We start from the raw sequence: 17488 nt of genomic DNA, 5'->3' as shown, positions 1-17488 counted from the left end.
TACGAGGCATTCACTTGGTTTATCTATGTGCTTTCGCACACAAAGAGTTCATTGAGTTCATAAAGCATGGCTGCGCCATTTAATAAATGCTGTTGATAGAGATTTAAACGTTGCGTAATGTACAATTAACATGGATGTCCAGATAATTCGATAATTTGGTTATAAATAATTATCATGACTGTCCTGTTAGTGGTCTATCTTATGGCCAGATATGACGGCTAAGTAATTCTAATTCTTCCGAAGTGAAATATGCAGTAAAAACCGGACTTACATGCATAGCAATAAGGTATGTTTGCTCTTGAAGGCCGTGAGTTTCTAAAATACGATTTATCGCCTCCTCTTTCTCTCCCGCCAGCAGTAAAAGCTCAACTTCTTGATCTATAGGTATATCATTAAGTTGTTTAAGTAAAAGCCCTGCAATTACCTGATGTCGTGTCTTAAGCAGTAGGTCATTGTATTTACCTATGTCATTACTTGATATTTTTTTAATAGAATGAAAATATTCTATCCAATGATTAATTGCTTTTTCAGGTTGGTTTTTAGCTTGAGCAAGCATTGCACGAAACAAGTAGCTTGTTCTGCCCACAAATTTTTCAGCTTCTTCAATCCGCTTGATTGTAGAGTTAAACTCTCCTTTCATGAATAGACTCCAGGCTCTTTCCCATACATAGGTTGTATGATCAGGTTGAGCTTTATATGCCCGTTCAGCATATATCACGCCTTGGTCTGCTTGCATAAATATTGGAGCGGTATAGGCGAGAAAAAAATTGCATTTATGATCACATTCAAGCCCTTGCTTTACACGTTGATGATACTGTTCAACACCGCGTTTATTTTTTAAATAAAAATAGTCTAGCATTGCTTGAGATAGAAATGTGTCTGGGTGAGAGGGAGCGAGTAATTTTGCTTTTTCAATATAGTACTTAGCATTAGTGATGATTTGTTTATCAGTGAGCTGCAAATGTCGACTCATTTTATATGCGTATAGTTGGGATAAAGCGTGATAAGCGACGACTAACTCTGGCTGTTCTTCAATAGATTTTTCTAAGAGGGTAATTGCTTGAGGTAGAGATTCTTGATTTTTCTGAGCTAGTAAGTGCAATGCTTGTCGATAACTTGCTGGTAATTCAAGAGTGGTTTTTAAATTGTATTGCCAATAAGCAACACTTAACAATAAAATGGATATAAGAACCAATATTTTTAAATTTAAGTGAGAAGTGAGTAAAACCTTCTTTGTCTTATCTGGCGAATTTTTTGGTTTAACGACAACATTGATTTGGTAGCCAACTTTCGACAATGTTTTGATATATTCTTTTTCGCCATCAAACACTGCGAGTGCCTTTCTTACTCGACGTATAGCACTCGTAACAGCCGCATCAGAAACAAATCTATTCTGCCAAATATGAATAAGTAATGTCTCTTTACTTACAGGACTTTTAGTTTCAATGAGTAGCTGCAATATATCACTTGATTGTTTATCAAGTGATACTCTATTGTCAGCAAGCTCTAAATATTTTTCATTTGTATTAAAAGTTATTTTATCAATAAGATACATTTATATTATTGTAACTTCATGTGCTAGCAAATGATGATTTATCATATCTCTACGTACCATGAAAAGAAACTCACCCTCACTTAAGTTTTATACCCTTTTAATAAAAATTCTTCTCTTGCTCTACTCAAGCCCGCCTTCGAATTACCGACCCCAAATTCATATTCATTGGTTTCATTTCGATAAAAACCAGCCAGTACATCACTAAAGGTTTCAGATAATGGCCTGAAAGATAATCCAGCTTGTATTGCTTTTTCACTCGATATAGTGAACGTACCTTTCACTACTTGCCGAGCGGCCCACATTGGCATATCAGTATAGTGGCGGATATTGTTTTTATAAATATATTCTTGTGGCAACCATATGAATTCACTTCGCGTTCGACTTAGTGCTTTTAAACCATACAAATACGCATCAAATCTTTCAGTAGTAAAGGTGTTATAAACACCCGTTAGATTTTTTTCTATACATTTTAGAATAAAAGAAGCTAGGTCTATTACGTCAATATACTGTGTGGTATCTGCACCGTCACCTGGTGCCGCAATCACACCACCTCTTTGTATACGAACTGGCCAATACCTTTGGTTATCTGAAATATGATCCATATTAACACCACAAATTGAATGCGGTCTTAGTACACATCCATTTGAAATCGCACTAACTAAAGTATCGGCAATACGCTTACTAACGCTATAATTTAAATCAACATTGTGACTTTGTGGTAGTGGATCTTTGGGGAGTGACTCTAACTCTGTTATACCGGTTCTAGTAGACAATAAATCATCTGGATATACAGCCATACTCGATGTGTAAATATATTGTTTACATCTGTTTTTTAGTAACAGTAAAGTGTCTTGAACGCACAAAGGGTTCTCTGCCCAAGTATCTATAATCACATCCCATACTCGAGATGAAATGAGAGACGTAAGGCCTTTTCCTTTTGCTGGATATCGATCACCTTGTAGTTTTTCTAGCTGAGGGAAAAGATGAGGATTAGTAATGCCACGGTTGAATAAGGTTACTTCATATCCTTCGGCTATCAGACGCTCAACTATTATTGGACCAATAAATTTAGTCCCACCAAGAATAAGTACTTTACTACTCTTTTTCAGTTTAGGTATTTTTGCTGCAAGTAAAGGCGATAAACTTAATGCTGAAATTGCTCCTACCGTTTTTATAAAATTGCGTCGTTTCATTATTACTTTCCATAAATGAGTTTTGCTTTAGTCTCCCTAATAAAAGATAACAACACTTGTTAAAACTCTGACAAAAACCTCACATTTTACTGACATAAGCCACGAAGTGAACCAAAGGGCAAAGTTTCTTGAGGATTGAAGAGGGACCTGATCGATAATTATAAGGACACACTCGTTAAATTATGGAAAAACCACTGCGAACGGTCTAATTCCCTATTTGTTTATATTATTATGTACGCATAAAAAACGCGTACACAGAGGTGTTTATACAAACGGTCCAAGATAAATCTAGAGTAAATTTATCTATTTCTAGGTCTTTGTCCGATGGTGCCAATAGATTGGGTGTTAACAAGAGTCCAACGCTTGAAAGAACATTGCGGGCTGAAATATCTCAAAAATGGGAAGAGGCCAACAAAACTAAAATTGAATGATACCACGATCCATATAGCCTTTAGTGGTTTGCCTTTTGACGACGATTTCGCCGTTTAGTTTGTTATGAATTAATTCGATGTATTTGTAAAATCCTACTGCCAAAGACCTTGGGTTATATCCTTATGAATGTTGTTGCGACAATTAAAGGAAATCGCCTTAATCATTATGTTTGCAATTTATCTGAGGTAAGAAATAGTATTGTTAACGCTTATGATGCATTCTCATTGGGGATTTGAACGAATTCGCAAGATGCCGATTGTTTATCCTAGACAAAGGCATTAAAACTTATCGTCAGCAACGCATAAAACAATTGTGTCAGAACAATGTATCTAAATGAAATATAATATTCTTAGATTGATACCAAAAATGGGTTATTTAATTACATGGCTAACCAACCAAAAACTAATGTTCCTACCAGTGTTTACACCCTTGATGATTTAGCTAAGTTAACTGACTACTCTTTAGTCGATGACCTGAACTGCGATCCGGACGCTACCGAAACCGGTGATGATTATAATCCTAGGCAGGTATTTTCCGGGCATTATGTACCTGTTAAACCTACGCCTATTGCTGAGCCTAAATATGTGGCCCACAGTGAAACATTCTTTGCGGAATTAGGGTTTGATGACAGCCTCGTTCATAGTGAAGGTTTTATTAAGCTATTTTCAGGCGATATCTCTGACGTGCCCATGCCTATGCGAACGGTGGGGTGGGCTACAGGTTATGCGCTGTCTATATACGGTACCGAGTACATTCAGCAATGTCCTTTTCAAACAGGTAATGGTTACGGTGACGGCCGAGCGATTTCTGTAGTAGAAGCGGTCATTAATGGCAAACGTTGGGAAATGCAGTTAAAAGGGGCTGGGCCTACGCCCTATTGTCGAGGTGGAGATGGCAGAGCTGTGTTACGTTCAAGTATTAGGGAGTTTTTAGCTCAAGAGCACATGCAAGCGTTAGGTGTGCCCACTTCGCGTTCTTTATGTATGTTTGTCTCTCAATCAGAGCAAGTTAAACGCCCTTGGTATTCTGAAGGGTCCTATGCCACCAACCCAGATTTAAACGTATCTAACCCAGTTGCGATTTCAACTCGTGTTGCACCTTCTTTTTTACGTGTCGGTCAACTTGAACTCTTTGCTCGTCGCGCTCGCTATAAGGCTCACCCTGGAGCATTAAAGGAGCTAGAGCTGATTGTTTTGCATTTGATTGAGCGTGAATATGCACATGACGTGGATCTCGAGTTAACTTTTGAAGAGCAAATTGTGCAACTCGCTAGGGCGTTTCGTGAGCGATTAACCACATTAATTAGTCACTGGATGCGTGTTGGTTATTGCCAAGGCAATTTTAACAGTGATAACTGTGCCTGTGGTGGTTATACACTTGACTATGGTCCATTTGGCTTTATGGAGTGTTTCGAGCCCAATTTTCAACCTTGGACTGGAGGCGGGCAACACTTTTCATTTTTTAACCAAGCCGCGGCTGCGCAAACTAATTTCAACATGTTCTGTCGATCATTACAGCCATTACTTGCCTTAGCGCCAGCAGCACTCGAACAGTTAAATCAGATAAACCTTGGGTTTGCTGGCATGATGCAAGACAAATTAGAAAACATGTGGGCAGCTAAGCTTGGCCTAGCAACTTTTAACGCTGAGCTTTTTAGTGAATTGATTGAGATGATGGAGAAGTCCTATGTGGATTACACGATTTTCTTTCGTGAACTTATAAAACTTCCTAAGGATATTTCTGGCATAAGTAAAAGTTTTTACGGTCCTGAAACCGCTGATTTGGCTGAGCAGTGGAGGCTGTGGTTGCAAAAATGGCAAGGCTTGATCGTAGTTGACGAAAGTGGCAAACAAGACCTTCATAAAGCTTCACAAATAATGCAACAAGTTAATCCGAAATACACTTGGCGAGAATGGCTAGTGGTGCCAGCTTACCAGCAGGCGGGCGCGGGTGATTTCGCACTGGTTCGTGAGTTGCAACAGGTATTAACTCAGCCATTCAATGATCAGTCGAGTGAAGTTGACAGTAAATATAACCGCTTAAAACCCCAAGCGTTTTTCGCAGCGGGCGGCGTGTCGCACTATAGCTGTTCCTCATAAATATCCGAATCTATTACCTAACGAATGATAAATTTACTGTGTGAAGTTTTAGCTCTGAAATAAATCAAAATGGTAAATCAAAAACGTAATAGACAGGGATTGCACCTCTTTGAGAATATCAGCTTCTATTTTAACGTATCGCAAGGTTAATTCATCACAATCCTTTTGTGGTTGTTTGATTTGAGTTAAGGCCTTTGGTTGTAGATTAAGCCATTGAATTTAAGGAGTAGATTTTGAAAATTACAATGCAACAGGCATCAAGTATTTTGCTGGTTATGTGTTTTGTTTTGGGTTGTTCTGAAACACAAAAGTCAGAGCAAGTCGCAGCGCAAGAGACTGTAAAACAGACAGTACAAAACCCTGGCAAAGGTGATCAAAGAGTTGCTGGCATAAGCAAATTTAAAGCCTATACCCAGCAATTTACAGAAGATACTAAAATTACCCAAAGCCATGCCACAGGCCATGTAGGAGATTTTTTCTTTACGCACTGGAAAGATGGCGGCGCGGCGTCTTTAACTATGGACACAGAAGGTGCCTTTAGCGTGCAATGGCAGGGTGGTGGCTACAATTATGTTGGCGGTCCGGGGTGGCATTACGGCGATAATGATCGGGTCATAGGTTATCGTTTTGACGAAGATAGCGGCGCTAATTTTGTTACCTTGTACGGTTGGGGATACGATAAAACCATGGATCACTCAAATCCGGCGCATTTAGTAGAGTATTACATCTTACAAAGGTGGACTTATGATCCTAGTAAAGATGGTGTGTTCGGTAAAACATTCGTAAGTAACGGCATTGAGTATTCTACTTATCGTTCGATTCGTGAACAAAAGCCTTCAATCAATCATACCTCCACTTTTTACCAATACTGGAGTAAACCTAGCGAACCACAACCCTTAGGCCAAGACGGTAAAATTATCTTTGCAGATCATGTTAAGGCATGGGCTGACAGTGGTTGGGTGATCCCTAATATGAATAATTTTGACGCAAGTGATGATCCTACCTATCAGGTGATGGCGGTTGAAGTCTTTAATCCGCCCAAAGACGGTACTGCATCTGGTCGAGTATGGGATGCCGCCGCCCACTAAAAGGCGGTGATGAGAAAACGCATTTTAGGGTGAGTTAGCCTTGGTAACTACCAAGGCTTTTATTTAGCAGTTATTAAACTTCACAATGTTTCAGTCATTTTTATACAAACTCTTGTAACAAAGGCGGTTTCGGCCCAGAGCAATAAGCGCCAGTATCATTATTACCGAGCTTGGCAATGTGCCTCCACTTTTACTCTTATTAGTAATAGTCACTTCGCTGTTAACTGGCTCACTAATCGTCTGGCCGTCACTTACTATTACCGCAAAGCTAAATACTTTATCTTTTGTTACCTCTGGAGCGGTGAAAGTGATGCTGTTGTCTTGTTGGGTAAACGAAACGACTTCTCCTGCAGTTTGTGACCATGTATAGGTTAGCGCGTCGTTATCTACATCGGTCGCCGTTACACTTAGGGTCACGCTCTGACCTTCTTCAACTGCAGTATTGGCATCAGCCTGTATGTTAGGCGGGTCATTTACCGCAATGACAGTTACGTTTATTGAGGTGGCTTTGGAATATTTACCAGCGGCGTCGGCGACTCGATAGCTTAAGGTATCTAAACCATTAAAGTGATTATTTGCTTGGTATTTTATCTGACCATTTTCAATTGTTGCGGTGCCATTGTTTGGGGCTTGCACTATTTCTAAACTATCAGGATCGAGTGCACCGCTGGCTTCTACTTTTACACTTCGAATGGCTTGATGTTGCAAAGCGTTGACTTGTAGGGTCGAAAACGCAGTAACATAGGTGTTTGTCACATCGTTGTAGATAACATCAAAGAGTTGCTGGTTATCTTCTTGCATCTCAAAGTCGTCAGTTTTCGCAAATCCTTGCTGGTCAGCAAGACTTACTGAGTAGCTAATTTGTGCGACGCCTTCTTCTTGGGTCAGCAACTGCAGCGTTAGTCCGCTTAGGTTGTCTTCAGTAAGAAAGGTGTCGTGGACGCCGTCAAAATATAAGCTTTTACCTATGCTGCCATCTTTGTTTTCGGCGCCGATTGACGCATAGTTAGGCAGCGCCTCAACCTCTACGTAATTGAACCAAATGTTATCGGTGTTTTCTTCGATAATTAGTTGAAAAGTAAATGGGCCAACACTTTCTTCTAAGTTAGGTTCATCGAACTCGTTTGAGTATATTGCTACTCTGTCCCACTCTACAATTAAAAAGGTACGTCCCGCATTTTCATGGATGGCAGTACGAAGGTAACCGCCTCCCGTGTCGTCACTGTCAGACGAGTCAAGTAGATCATACTCTGACCACAATGGCGCAATCACTCTATTTAATGGTGATGGATTGGGCAGCTCTTGATTAAACAAGGCAGAGAATGAGTCAATCTCTGTGGCACCAGCAATAACAAATCCATTGTCGGAAACCGTTAGGTTGTCATAATCCTCGCCATTAAACTGAAAGTTGAAATCAACAACCGCTGAAAAATTGATGCAGCCATCCGAACACGCAATAGGCGTAATTTCTGCCTCAGCTAAACTGCGGTTAAACGGAATATCGTTTCTTTCAAAGGTCATGTTACCTAGTTGCAAATTTCCTTGCCAAAGTACAGTGTTGTCTGTGGCATCAAATTCTAAAAGAGTCGTTTCTCCATTGCTTACCACAGTCGTTTCACTATCAGTGATGAACTCAGCGTTTTCTGGAACAGGCAAGTCAAGGGTAAAGGTCTCTCCAAGGTTTTTGTTACGCACAGTAGTGGTAAAAGTAATGGGCTGGGTGGTGTCGGTGTTAGTCGTTGTTGTCCCTACTGTTAATACACCTGCATCACTCGTTTCGTTTGCATACAAGGCGATGGGTAATTGCTGTGTTGAATTGTTGTGATGGATATAGAGGTCACCATATATCCATTGTCCAGGAGTGGCTTGGGCAATATCTACAGTAAGAGTAAAGGGCAGAGAGGCACCATCTGCGCCTTTTGCAGCTAGGGTTTGCCCTGATATGCCGACTTCTCCATGGGTAATCCCATCATCAAAACTTACAGAAAAGCTCACTTGTGTTGGTTGCTCGCCAAGGTTAGTGATGATGTTGTCGAAACTACATTGACCAATACAAGCAGGATCCGCGTAGGATACTTTGTCTGTGATGATCGTTGTTTCTAAGGCTTTTTTCGCATCGAGTCGACCCGCTCCCATATCAAAAGGTCGCGCAGGATCTAGTCCCAATAGTACGTTTGAGTTACTTGAGCTAACTAAAGCTGATTTAATTTGTTTGGCGCTCCAGTCTGGATGAGTTTGCCGTAATAACGCTGCTGCACCTGCTACGTGAGGTGATGCCATGCTAGTACCAGTCAATTTCGCAAATGTGGCGGTGTTTACGCTAGTTTTGGCTGCATTGCCAGTACCAGAAAAACCAATTGGGAAAGGGGAGGATTCAAACACATCCGGTGAATAGGCCGACAAAATATCGGTTCCAGGTGCGGCCATATCAGGTTTCAGGATATGTGGATCTCCGTTTGGTCCAGTTGAGCTAAATGGATGCATCATATCCACATATTGAGGTTCAATAGCGGGCACAATTTCAGGACTGATAGTAACGCTGTAATTAGAACTGTAGGCTTGTTCAAAAATCGCTAAACCTGTATCTCGGGATATACCTATAACGGGAATGGCAAAATCACCTTGATAGGGGATCAAGGGTTCAATTGTGGCTAAACCAAATGCACCGGAGGAATACAGCAAAACTGCTGCAGCGCCACCTTGTTGCATATTCTGTGCAATTTCTTGGTGAGTACAGGTATGGCGATAGTCAATTAACACCATGCTGCCAGCAAAATTCCCAAAGGTATCATTTAACGGTTGGCAACCGTCATCATCAATAGGATTAAACCCGTTTAAAGCGCGTAAAGGGTAGGTGGTTGCGTGTTCAAATTGACGATTATCACCTTGGTAGGCGAAATAACTTTGGCCTGCGATTTCAATCTTGTTACCAAAGTAACGTCCTGTGGTAGTGTTGGCGACAGAAATACCTGATTCAATACAAGACGGACAACTAATGGTTTGCCCTCGACCTGCATGTAAGTCGTTACCTGAGGCACTGACTATTACGACACCGGCAGCTTCGGCATTTTCAAATACTTCTTTATAAATAGAGTCATTGGGATCGGCACCATTTCCTGCTCCCCAGGAGTTATTGATTACATCGGCTCCATCTTTAACTGCGTGCTCTAGGGCGTCTAAAAGCATAGTGTCAGGACCCTGAACTTGCCCGTCTGCCCCAACAAATAACGCTTTATAAACCATCAAATAGCTGGCGGGGGCAACACCTCCTATGGTCACATCGCTATCAGCGTAATTGATATTTACTTGAGTTCCGCCGGCAATACCCGCTACGTGGCTGCCGTGCCCATCAAAGTCAAGTGGGCTGAGGTATTCGTTTTGGTAGATGTTAAAATCATAGTTTGTTGGATCCATCCAGCGTGCAATGATTAATTTATTATTACAGAAACTGGCATCACCTTGAGAGTCTCGACAATAATCGGGATGGTCGGTCAGATAACTATTATCAGATAAGTCAGGCGCTTCTATTCCACTGTCGTTAAACATAGGATTACCGTTGCGGATCCCGGTATCGACTATTGCGATTTTAATACCTTTACCAGCCTCAGATTGTCCACCCACCGCTTCCCAAGCAGCTTGTAATTGAATCGTGTTATGGCTGGCGTCCAAATTCAGGTAACGCATTTTCACAGGATAGACCTGCGCGACTTCAGGCATGGCCTTAATATGCGTGATTTGTTCGGCACTGGCGCTAATTTCCATGCCGTTTAGTAACGTATCAAAACGCCTGAGGGTCTTAACTGTGGCAAATTGGCTACTTAGTTTTACCATAAACTGTTTCTGGTCGTTTAACAGTTTTGACTGATAGGCCTTCGCGGCTGAACTATTGAGGCGAGAAGTAAGGCTAGAAGTTTTTGATATTTTCTGTTTTGTACTCCCCAAAGTGTACAAATTATTGATTTGTTTACTTAAAGGAGCGGAGCGTAATTTTACAATATATCGATTTTCAAGGTTAGTGAGCACCGCTTTAGAAGCGGAATTTTTATAGTGGGCGAGTTGATTTTTTATCTGAGTGTTTTTGTAAGCCGCGTTAGAAAAGGTCGTTTGTTTTGATTGTGATATCTCACTGATGGTGGCTTGACGTAAATCACTTTGATGGTCATTCGTGTGATCCGGAGCATTTTTAGCAAGGGCGTTAGGTACGTGATGAATAAAACTGGCGAAGCATAAAAGGCATAAAAGTAGATTAGGTAAAGCGTTGTGGGACTGTTTCATCTTCCGTTCTCTTCATATTATTTTTTAGAGTTAAAACAGCTCTCATCCTGAATAAAAAATAGGCCAAAAAATAGTAGCAAATATATACATCTTGTAATTTTATGTAACCGAGAAATGAATGGAAAAAAGAAACCATGAGTGGTTTTAGGGATCCTGATGGAGCCATATCATCAAATAAGAAATAGTATTTTCAACAACAGCCGCAAACAAGCGACTGTTTTAATTGAAATAGCTAATCATTACGGGTAATGGTTATAAACTGGTCCATGCTTAGGTCGTCTAATTGACTTTGTTGACCATCAGGCCAAACTATTCTAACACGCTCTAAAGTTGTAGCTTGCCCCAATCCAAAATGGGCTTCTACCGGATTCTGAGATACATAATTACTTCCTGCTCTTAGTTCGCGCATTTGTTCAATACCGTCAGTTGTGACATATATTCGAGCGCCTAAAGCTTGAGTGTTAGTAGATTTTTCAACCAGTTTAATATTAACAAAATGGTTGTGCGTACCCGAATTACAAAACAACTTAGGTGCTTGATTGTAGTTGGCGATGTATAAATCTATATCGCCATCTTTATCGTAATCAAAACACACTAAGCCTCGGCCCATAGCTTTGTCGTCAATTCCTAGTGAAACTGATGACTCTGTAAAAGTGCCATCACCATTAGACATAAACAAACGTGACGGATCGTCTTTAAACCTAAGGTCGATGTCGTCACCTTCCATGCCATTAACGTGGAATATATCTAGGTGTGTGTCGTTATTAAAATCCGCAAAGCACGCAGCCCATCCCCAATAACCGTCTCGTACGCCTGTTTCGTCAGTTTTATCAATAAAGGTGCCATCACCTTGGTTTTGATAGAGGCGATTTCCAGGGGTTAAGGATCCAAAATGTGTAACCCCATCTTTGAAAGTAATAGCTGAGACGAACCAGTCTAGATCGCCATCATTATCATAATCTCCGACCGCTGAACCCATTCCGGCATTGTCACTGATAACGTCTCTATCGGTACGATCTAAAAAGGTACCATCTTGGTTATTGAGAAAAATACGGGTGCGGTGATTATCGGAAACCAACAATAAATCCTGCCAGCCATCACTATCAATATCCGCAAAAGTAGGGGTAAAAGATTTATCTCTGCTACCAAACTGACGCATTATAGGGGTTATGCCGGTTTCAATACTGACGTCGGTAAAGGTGTTATCACCGTTATTGCGCCAAAAATAGGCATAATGATCGCTAGAGACACTACTCCAGTGGGTTATCACCAAATCAAGATCATCATCTTTGTCATAGTCACCCCAAGTTGCCCCGAAGTTATTACCGGGCAACACTAAACCAGCACTGTCAGTGATATCTAAAAACTTATCATTGCCTCGGTTCAAGTATAGTTTTGGGGCAGAACCACCCACACTACCTACAAACAAGTCTAATAAACCATCACCATCTAAATCACCAAAGGCAGGGCCACTGCTTATGGCTTGTCGGTTAACCTCTGCAAATTCAGCCATATCAGAAAACGAGCCATCAGCCATATTTTTTAACAGCAAGTTCTTTTGGCCATCACCGCCCACCGCATATAAATCTACCCAGCCATCATTATCAAAGTCTCCTGCAGCGACTCCTCCTGACATACCTAAAATGCCATCACCATTGGGGACAGAATGACTAAAATTTAATCCGGCTTGCGTGGTTATGTCGGTAAAATTTAATTGGGTCTGGGTGACCTCAGTAGAGTGGCAAAGGTCAGTGTCACTGCCCTGTGGTGAACTTGAATCTACTATAACTGCCACACCACTGCGTAACACCGGCTCTGGCACAGAGACTGTGGGGGCAGGGCTGTCATTGGATGAGCCGCCCCCACAACCAAGCAATAAAATACTAAATACGGCAGAGGATAAACTTGATAGTTTCATTGAGTTCATATTTTTTACTACTAAAAGTGAAGATCTAAAAATGATTGGTGATCTTTAAAGTTAAGACTACAACGTTGAATAAAGTCATCTACGTAATTAAGGTCGTATTTGTGCGCGGCGCTATCTTTGGGGGCGTCGCTCAATTGCTTGGGGAAAATGCCATAGCCAGCCAAAATACAAAGCCAAGAAAAAGGAGGATAATAACTGTGTATCTTGGCCTGTTGAATAATTTGTGTCATATCTTCTGCCGCCATCCAACCCTTAACTATACGTTTTAATTGATCTGAAATATTCGGATTTGCGGAATTGGCCAGCCAATAATCGGTATCGTCTTTTGAGCTTAATCGATAGTGCGCCACTATATAGTCGCGAATGCCTTCAAATCTTTGATTCATTTTTTGATTAAATGTATTTTGATGTTGAATACATAAGCTATTTGATTCATTACTGTTATTGATAGCCTCGATAAAGCCTTCTATGGTCTCTTGTACAAAATGTAGGGCCGTCGCTTCAAGAGGCTCAATAAAACCTTGAGATAAACCCACAGCTAAACAGTTTTGATGCCAGTGTTTTTCCACTCGACCTATTTTCATCTTTAAGTGACGGGCCTCAATCTCGCTATCCAATAAATTGAGTTTGCTTCTTAATTCAGTTTCAGCTTGTTCTGGGCTGCAATAGTCAGAGCTATATACGTAACCATTTCCTACTCTGTTAGTGAGTGGAATATCCCACGCCCAACCATATTTCATGGCGGTCGAAATGGTTTCACTGCGCAGCGGTTGGCTAACTGGTGAGGGGATAGCCACAGCGCGGTCGTTAAAAAGGTTTTCTTTAAAACTGACAAAAGGCACCTTGAGAGTTTGTTGAATAAGCACGCCTTCAAAGCCTGAACAATCAACAAAAATATCCCCGCTGATAGTCGCGCCGCTGTCTATTTGCAGGTTGGCTATGTCGCCATTAACGTGCCTACCGACATTTAATACTTTGGCCTGTATATGTTTAACACCTCTTGAGGTGCCTAAATTAGACAAAAATTGCCCCAATAAATTTGCGTCGAAGTGATAGCCATAACCGATAGGAAAAGGGAAGTTATGATCGGCAATAGGTGATTTGTGTTGCTGTGCTAATTTTGCCGATAAATAAAATCTATCAGGGTGGCACTCTATGTTCACACCCTTGCGACGGTGAATACTGTTGTAAAACAACGCCGGTGCTGAAAATGCGTCAATTCTAGAGGCAAAAGGGTGAAAATAACTTTGGTAACCCTCGCGGCTAGACCAACCGTTAAAACGAATGCCATTTTTATAGGTCGCATTGCAGGCGGGCATCCATTGTTGTTCTTCAACACCAATTTGTTCGAAGAAAGATTTAAGTTGCGGTGTAGAGCCTTCACCGACTCCAACTGTGCCAATAGCAGGGGACTCAACTAAGGTAATGTGAATATTCTGATTTTTCCATTTAACAGCCATTAAATTGGCTGTCATCCAACCTGCGGTACCGCCGCCTAGGATCACTATATGTTTGTTAGCAATTGCAGTTGAATTCATAATATTTACAACGAATCTTTCAGATTAAAGGTTATTAAACTAGTGGTTAGTTTAAATCCTGCGTGCTTCATTTAACACAAAGGTTATAAATGATTAGGGTTTAAAAAAATGCAGTTCGAGAATAACGAAGAGCCACATAAAGTGGCTCTTCTATTTCTTTGCCTAACAATTACAAGTTGTAGTTAACCCCAAAATACACAGTACGTCCGAAGTATTGGATGGTACCGGTACGGTTGGTTTCACCAAAATACGAAATGTTGGGTTCGTCGGTTAAGTTGTCAACCGACACCACTGCTTGCAAGTTTTCTGAAAAGTTATACGACATTTGCGCAGAGTAAATGGTTTCTTCATTAAAGTAAGCAGACTGTTCGCTACCTATAGCAATTTGTTCACTTAGGTATGGACCACGATGACGCACACTTACCCTCGCATTAAGTTTCTCATCGTAATCATAAAATAATGTTCCACTAAATACTCTGTTGGATAAACCTTCAAGTGGTGCATCTGACCCTGCTTCACCCGGTACTGCCGACGGACGGGTAATTTCACTGTCGGTATATGACCAGTTAATGTTAACCCCTAAGCCCGACCACAAATCAGGCAAAAAGCTAAAGGTTTGTGTATACGCCACTTCAATTCCGCGCATATATCCACCTTCGCCATTATTTTCTGCGTGGGTGTAGTTACCATCTTCGAGCTGGATAGGTACATCGTTAGCGTCAAATATAGGTGGAATGTCAAAACCTATTTGCGAAAGATCGAAATCTTTTTCAGTGACTGTTCCAACAAAGTTTGTAATGTCTTTGTTCCACAAGGCAACAATAAATGCGCCATCTGTTTCTGAGAAATAATGCTCATAGGAGATATCGATTTGATTGGCGTAAAACGGACGCAAAAACGGACTGGTTTCACTGTTGTAATCTAAAAACTGGGAACCTTCTCGTTCATTAATACTGATACCACCTACTAAGGCTAAGGTATCCATATCGGGTCGAGATAGTACTTTTGCCGCTGCAAAACGAATCAGCTGCTCTCGATTCAGTGAAAAGGTTAAGTTCAGTGAAGGCAAATAATCGGTATAAGTTGTGCCTTCTGTACCTTGAACGTAGTTTGTGCTGATAAGGCCATTGTCATCAGCAATTGGATCTCCGTTACCCGGTCCAACATCAATTAAACCGGTACTCTTTTGTTCAGTTTCAACTGCGCGTATTCCGAAATTACCACGCACCGGAAAATCACCTAATTCTGCGTCGATATTGGCTTGGATATAAGCTGCGGTGACATTTTCTTCAATCACATTGTTTTGAGTTAGGGTCCAAGCATTGTTCCAGTCTGTAGTGGGGGTTTGGTCTACATTCGGGATCCAACTGTTCAATATCTGATTGACGTCTACAGCCAAATATTGAGGCATATTAGAAAAGTCACCGCCTAAACTCGAAATCATTACTTCATCAGAAGATAACTGATAAGGCTGAAAACGCTCTACTTCGATTGTATTTCCGTCGGCATCTTGTCCGTAGGTAATGTATTGTCCGCTACGTGAAGTTTGATCTGTTACACCGTAAACAAATCTGCCACGCTCTAATGAATACTCACGTTTTGAAGAACGCAGCCCAGCTTCAACTGAACTAATAAACTCGTTATCGAGTTCATATTTAAAATCAATTTTAATTGCATCAGACGAGTTAGATTCTATACGAGGATAAGCTTCTGCTGCGACAACCATCATATGATCTAAGTCAGTAAAATCACGATTAAAACTAACAGTTGGGGATTTCAGCCCATTTAACTGATATTGCACAACTAAGCCGTCATCAATTACTGGTGTGTCTATGCTGGCGTCTTCAAAGTAAGCCATACGCATTACTCTGTCTTTGCTGTCTTCGTCACCTTCAGAATGTGCAACATCCACTGTTACTGACAAATCGTCATTAACATCCCATTCTCCCTTTAAGCCCCAAGATGATACCGAGCTTTCAGTTGTTGCGTCATCGGCTTGGGTCTGTACTCGTATTCCACCATACTGTGAAGTCAGGGCAGGGGGCGCATCAGCTATATTGTTAGGATCGCGAGAAAAGGTGCCACCTATTATGGTGTTGCCCGACAGGATAGGATTGGTTAATACACCTCCATTAGGTGTGCCGCCCAAAGACGCTAAGCGAACAGTCGATAAACCATCTACTCTTAAACCACGGTCAAATTTTTCAGAATCAAACTCTGAATGAAAACCATCGAATTGAAAACGAAGGTTATCCCGAGGCTCCCAGTTTAAGGCAACAACAACGGCATTTCTGGTATCTTCACCGCCTCTGTCATGTAACTCGAATCCATCAGAGACAAACAATTGTTCAGGTAAACCATCATAAATCCCACCATGATCCGCGGAAAATGAATTGTTAAGTTCTTCGCTATATTCGTCAAACTGTAAACTAATAAATTGATTGGCAACTGTAGGTTGTTTCATTAACGCCACACCTACTGACACACCAAAAGTATCATCAAGCATTTTTGCTTGGTAAGAGGCGGTAAAACGTTGACCTATGGAATCAAGGTATTCGCTGTCTGCAACGGCATTATTGGTATTACCGTGGGCAGACAGACGAATTCTTTGATCTTCGTCGTTATCCAAGGCACTGGCCGTTTTTAATTCTACTGTACCAGCTACACCGCCCTCAATGAGCGACGCTTTTTGAGATTTATAGACTTGTGCGGCTGAAATAAGTTCTGATGGAAATTGATCAAACTCTACCGAGCGACCACCAGAAGAGGAGACTTGTTCACGTCCATTAAGAGTAGAAAGAACAAAACCACCCGATAAACCACGTATGTTAAGTTCACTAGATTGGCCGTCACGGCGCACTGAGGTGACACCGGGCAAACGTGTTAAAGCATCAGCAATGGATACGTCGGGTAGGCCACCTATATCATCTGCAGATATGGCGTCGACAACTGTGTCAGCGAAACGTTTGGTATTCAGAGACTTGATTACACTACCTCTAAACCCTTTTACTTGGATAACTTCCAATTCACTATCTTGTTCAGCCACTGCGTCAGTTTCTTGAGCAAAACTCGCACCTGCATGCATAGTTAGACCCGCGGCTAAAAGGCTGAGCGTTAGAAAGCTCGGTTTAAATTTTTTCATTATATTTATTTCCTAGTGTGTTCTAGTAACTTACAGACCAGACACCGTCAATAAGCAGCGCCTTTATATACTGTAAAAATATTCGATAATCCGTATCTTAGTTAGGAAGTTTTAGGTGTAACGTGACGGTGAAAATTCTAATAGCTCGGGGCCCAAATACAACCTTTTATTAACATGTGAAAATCACGAAATCGTTCAACATTTACGTCTTAAAATAAATAAACCCTTAAAAAACAAGT

Annotated in this window: 9 protein-coding genes; 3 read left to right on the top strand and 6 right to left on the bottom strand. The window is 41.1% G+C overall.

From position 1 onward, the window contains the following. Positions 1–199 precede the first annotated feature (199 nt). Together KO534_RS00735 and KO534_RS00730 are read right to left on the bottom strand one after the other, a co-directional pair. Positions 200–1555: a winged helix-turn-helix domain-containing protein gene (locus tag KO534_RS00735; protein WP_215926168.1), complete on the bottom strand. Its 1356-nt coding sequence runs from the start codon at positions 1553–1555 to the stop codon at positions 200–202. A gap of 80 nt (positions 1556–1635) precedes the next feature. Beyond that, a complete protein-coding gene (locus KO534_RS00730; RefSeq protein ID WP_215926165.1) occupies positions 1636–2748 on the bottom strand; it encodes an NAD-dependent epimerase/dehydratase family protein in 1113 nt (370 codons plus the stop codon). A gap of 260 nt (positions 2749–3008) precedes the next feature. Here KO534_RS00730 and KO534_RS23665 point away from each other — a divergent pair, with 260 nt between their 5' ends. The 3 genes from KO534_RS23665 to KO534_RS00715 all read left to right on the top strand — a co-directional run bounded on the left by KO534_RS23665 (position 3009) and on the right by KO534_RS00715 (position 6367). Further along, positions 3009–3179, top strand: coding sequence for a type II toxin-antitoxin system CcdA family antitoxin (locus KO534_RS23665; RefSeq protein WP_215926163.1), 171 nt, complete (start codon positions 3009–3011; stop codon positions 3177–3179). Positions 3180–3563: 384 nt separating this feature from the next. Further along, positions 3564–5279: a protein adenylyltransferase SelO family protein gene (locus KO534_RS00720; protein WP_215926160.1), complete on the top strand. Its 1716-nt coding sequence runs from the start codon at positions 3564–3566 to the stop codon at positions 5277–5279. Positions 5280–5512: 233 nt separating this feature from the next. After that, positions 5513–6367: a glycoside hydrolase family 11 protein gene (locus tag KO534_RS00715; protein WP_252731864.1), complete on the top strand. Its 855-nt coding sequence runs from the start codon at positions 5513–5515 to the stop codon at positions 6365–6367. A gap of 90 nt (positions 6368–6457) precedes the next feature. Here the strand turns inward: KO534_RS00715 and KO534_RS23580 are convergent, their stop codons facing one another. The 4 genes from KO534_RS23580 to KO534_RS00695 all read right to left on the bottom strand — a co-directional run bounded on the left by KO534_RS23580 (position 6458) and on the right by KO534_RS00695 (position 17249). Next, a complete protein-coding gene (locus tag KO534_RS23580) occupies positions 6458–10642 on the bottom strand; it encodes a S8 family serine peptidase (protein ID WP_215926158.1) in 4185 nt (1394 codons plus the stop codon). Between the two features lie 232 nt (positions 10643–10874). Further along, complete coding sequence (locus KO534_RS00705; protein ID WP_215926156.1) at positions 10875–12560, bottom strand: CRTAC1 family protein; 1686 nt, start codon at positions 12558–12560, stop codon at positions 10875–10877. Between the two features lie 20 nt (positions 12561–12580). Then, on the bottom strand, positions 12581–14107 hold the full coding sequence (locus KO534_RS00700; RefSeq protein WP_215926154.1) for a tryptophan halogenase family protein: 1527 nt from the start codon (positions 14105–14107) through the stop codon (positions 12581–12583). A 169-nt stretch (positions 14108–14276) separates the two neighbouring features. Next, a complete protein-coding gene (locus KO534_RS00695) occupies positions 14277–17249 on the bottom strand; it encodes a TonB-dependent receptor (RefSeq protein ID WP_215926152.1) in 2973 nt (990 codons plus the stop codon). Between the last annotated feature and the right edge of the window lie 239 nt (positions 17250–17488).

This window comes from Paraglaciecola arctica (assembly GCF_018861065.1).
GTDB classification, from domain to species: Bacteria; Pseudomonadota; Gammaproteobacteria; order Enterobacterales; family Alteromonadaceae; genus Paraglaciecola; species Paraglaciecola arctica_B.
The sequence above is the reverse complement of the archived record's forward strand: the minus strand, read 5'-3'. Positions and strand labels throughout refer to the sequence as shown.

Bases quoted from the DNA above. Each gene is read 5' to 3' on its own strand.
- KO534_RS00735 (WP_215926168.1), bottom strand. From the start codon at position 1,555: ATGTATCTTATTGATAAAATAACTTTTAATACAAATGAAAAATATTTA.
- KO534_RS00730 (WP_215926165.1), bottom strand. From the start codon at position 2,748: ATGAAACGACGCAATTTTATAAAAACGGTAGGAGCAATTTCAGCATTA.
- KO534_RS00720 (WP_215926160.1), top strand. From the start codon at position 3,564: ATGGCTAACCAACCAAAAACTAATGTTCCTACCAGTGTTTACACCCTT.
- KO534_RS23580 (WP_215926158.1), bottom strand. From the start codon at position 10,642: ATGAAACAGTCCCACAACGCTTTACCTAATCTACTTTTATGCCTTTTA.
- KO534_RS00705 (WP_215926156.1), bottom strand. From the start codon at position 12,560: ATGAAACTATCAAGTTTATCCTCTGCCGTATTTAGTATTTTATTGCTT.
- KO534_RS00700 (WP_215926154.1), bottom strand. From the start codon at position 14,107: ATGAATTCAACTGCAATTGCTAACAAACATATAGTGATCCTAGGCGGC.
- KO534_RS00695 (WP_215926152.1), bottom strand. From the start codon at position 17,249: ATGAAAAAATTTAAACCGAGCTTTCTAACGCTCAGCCTTTTAGCCGCG.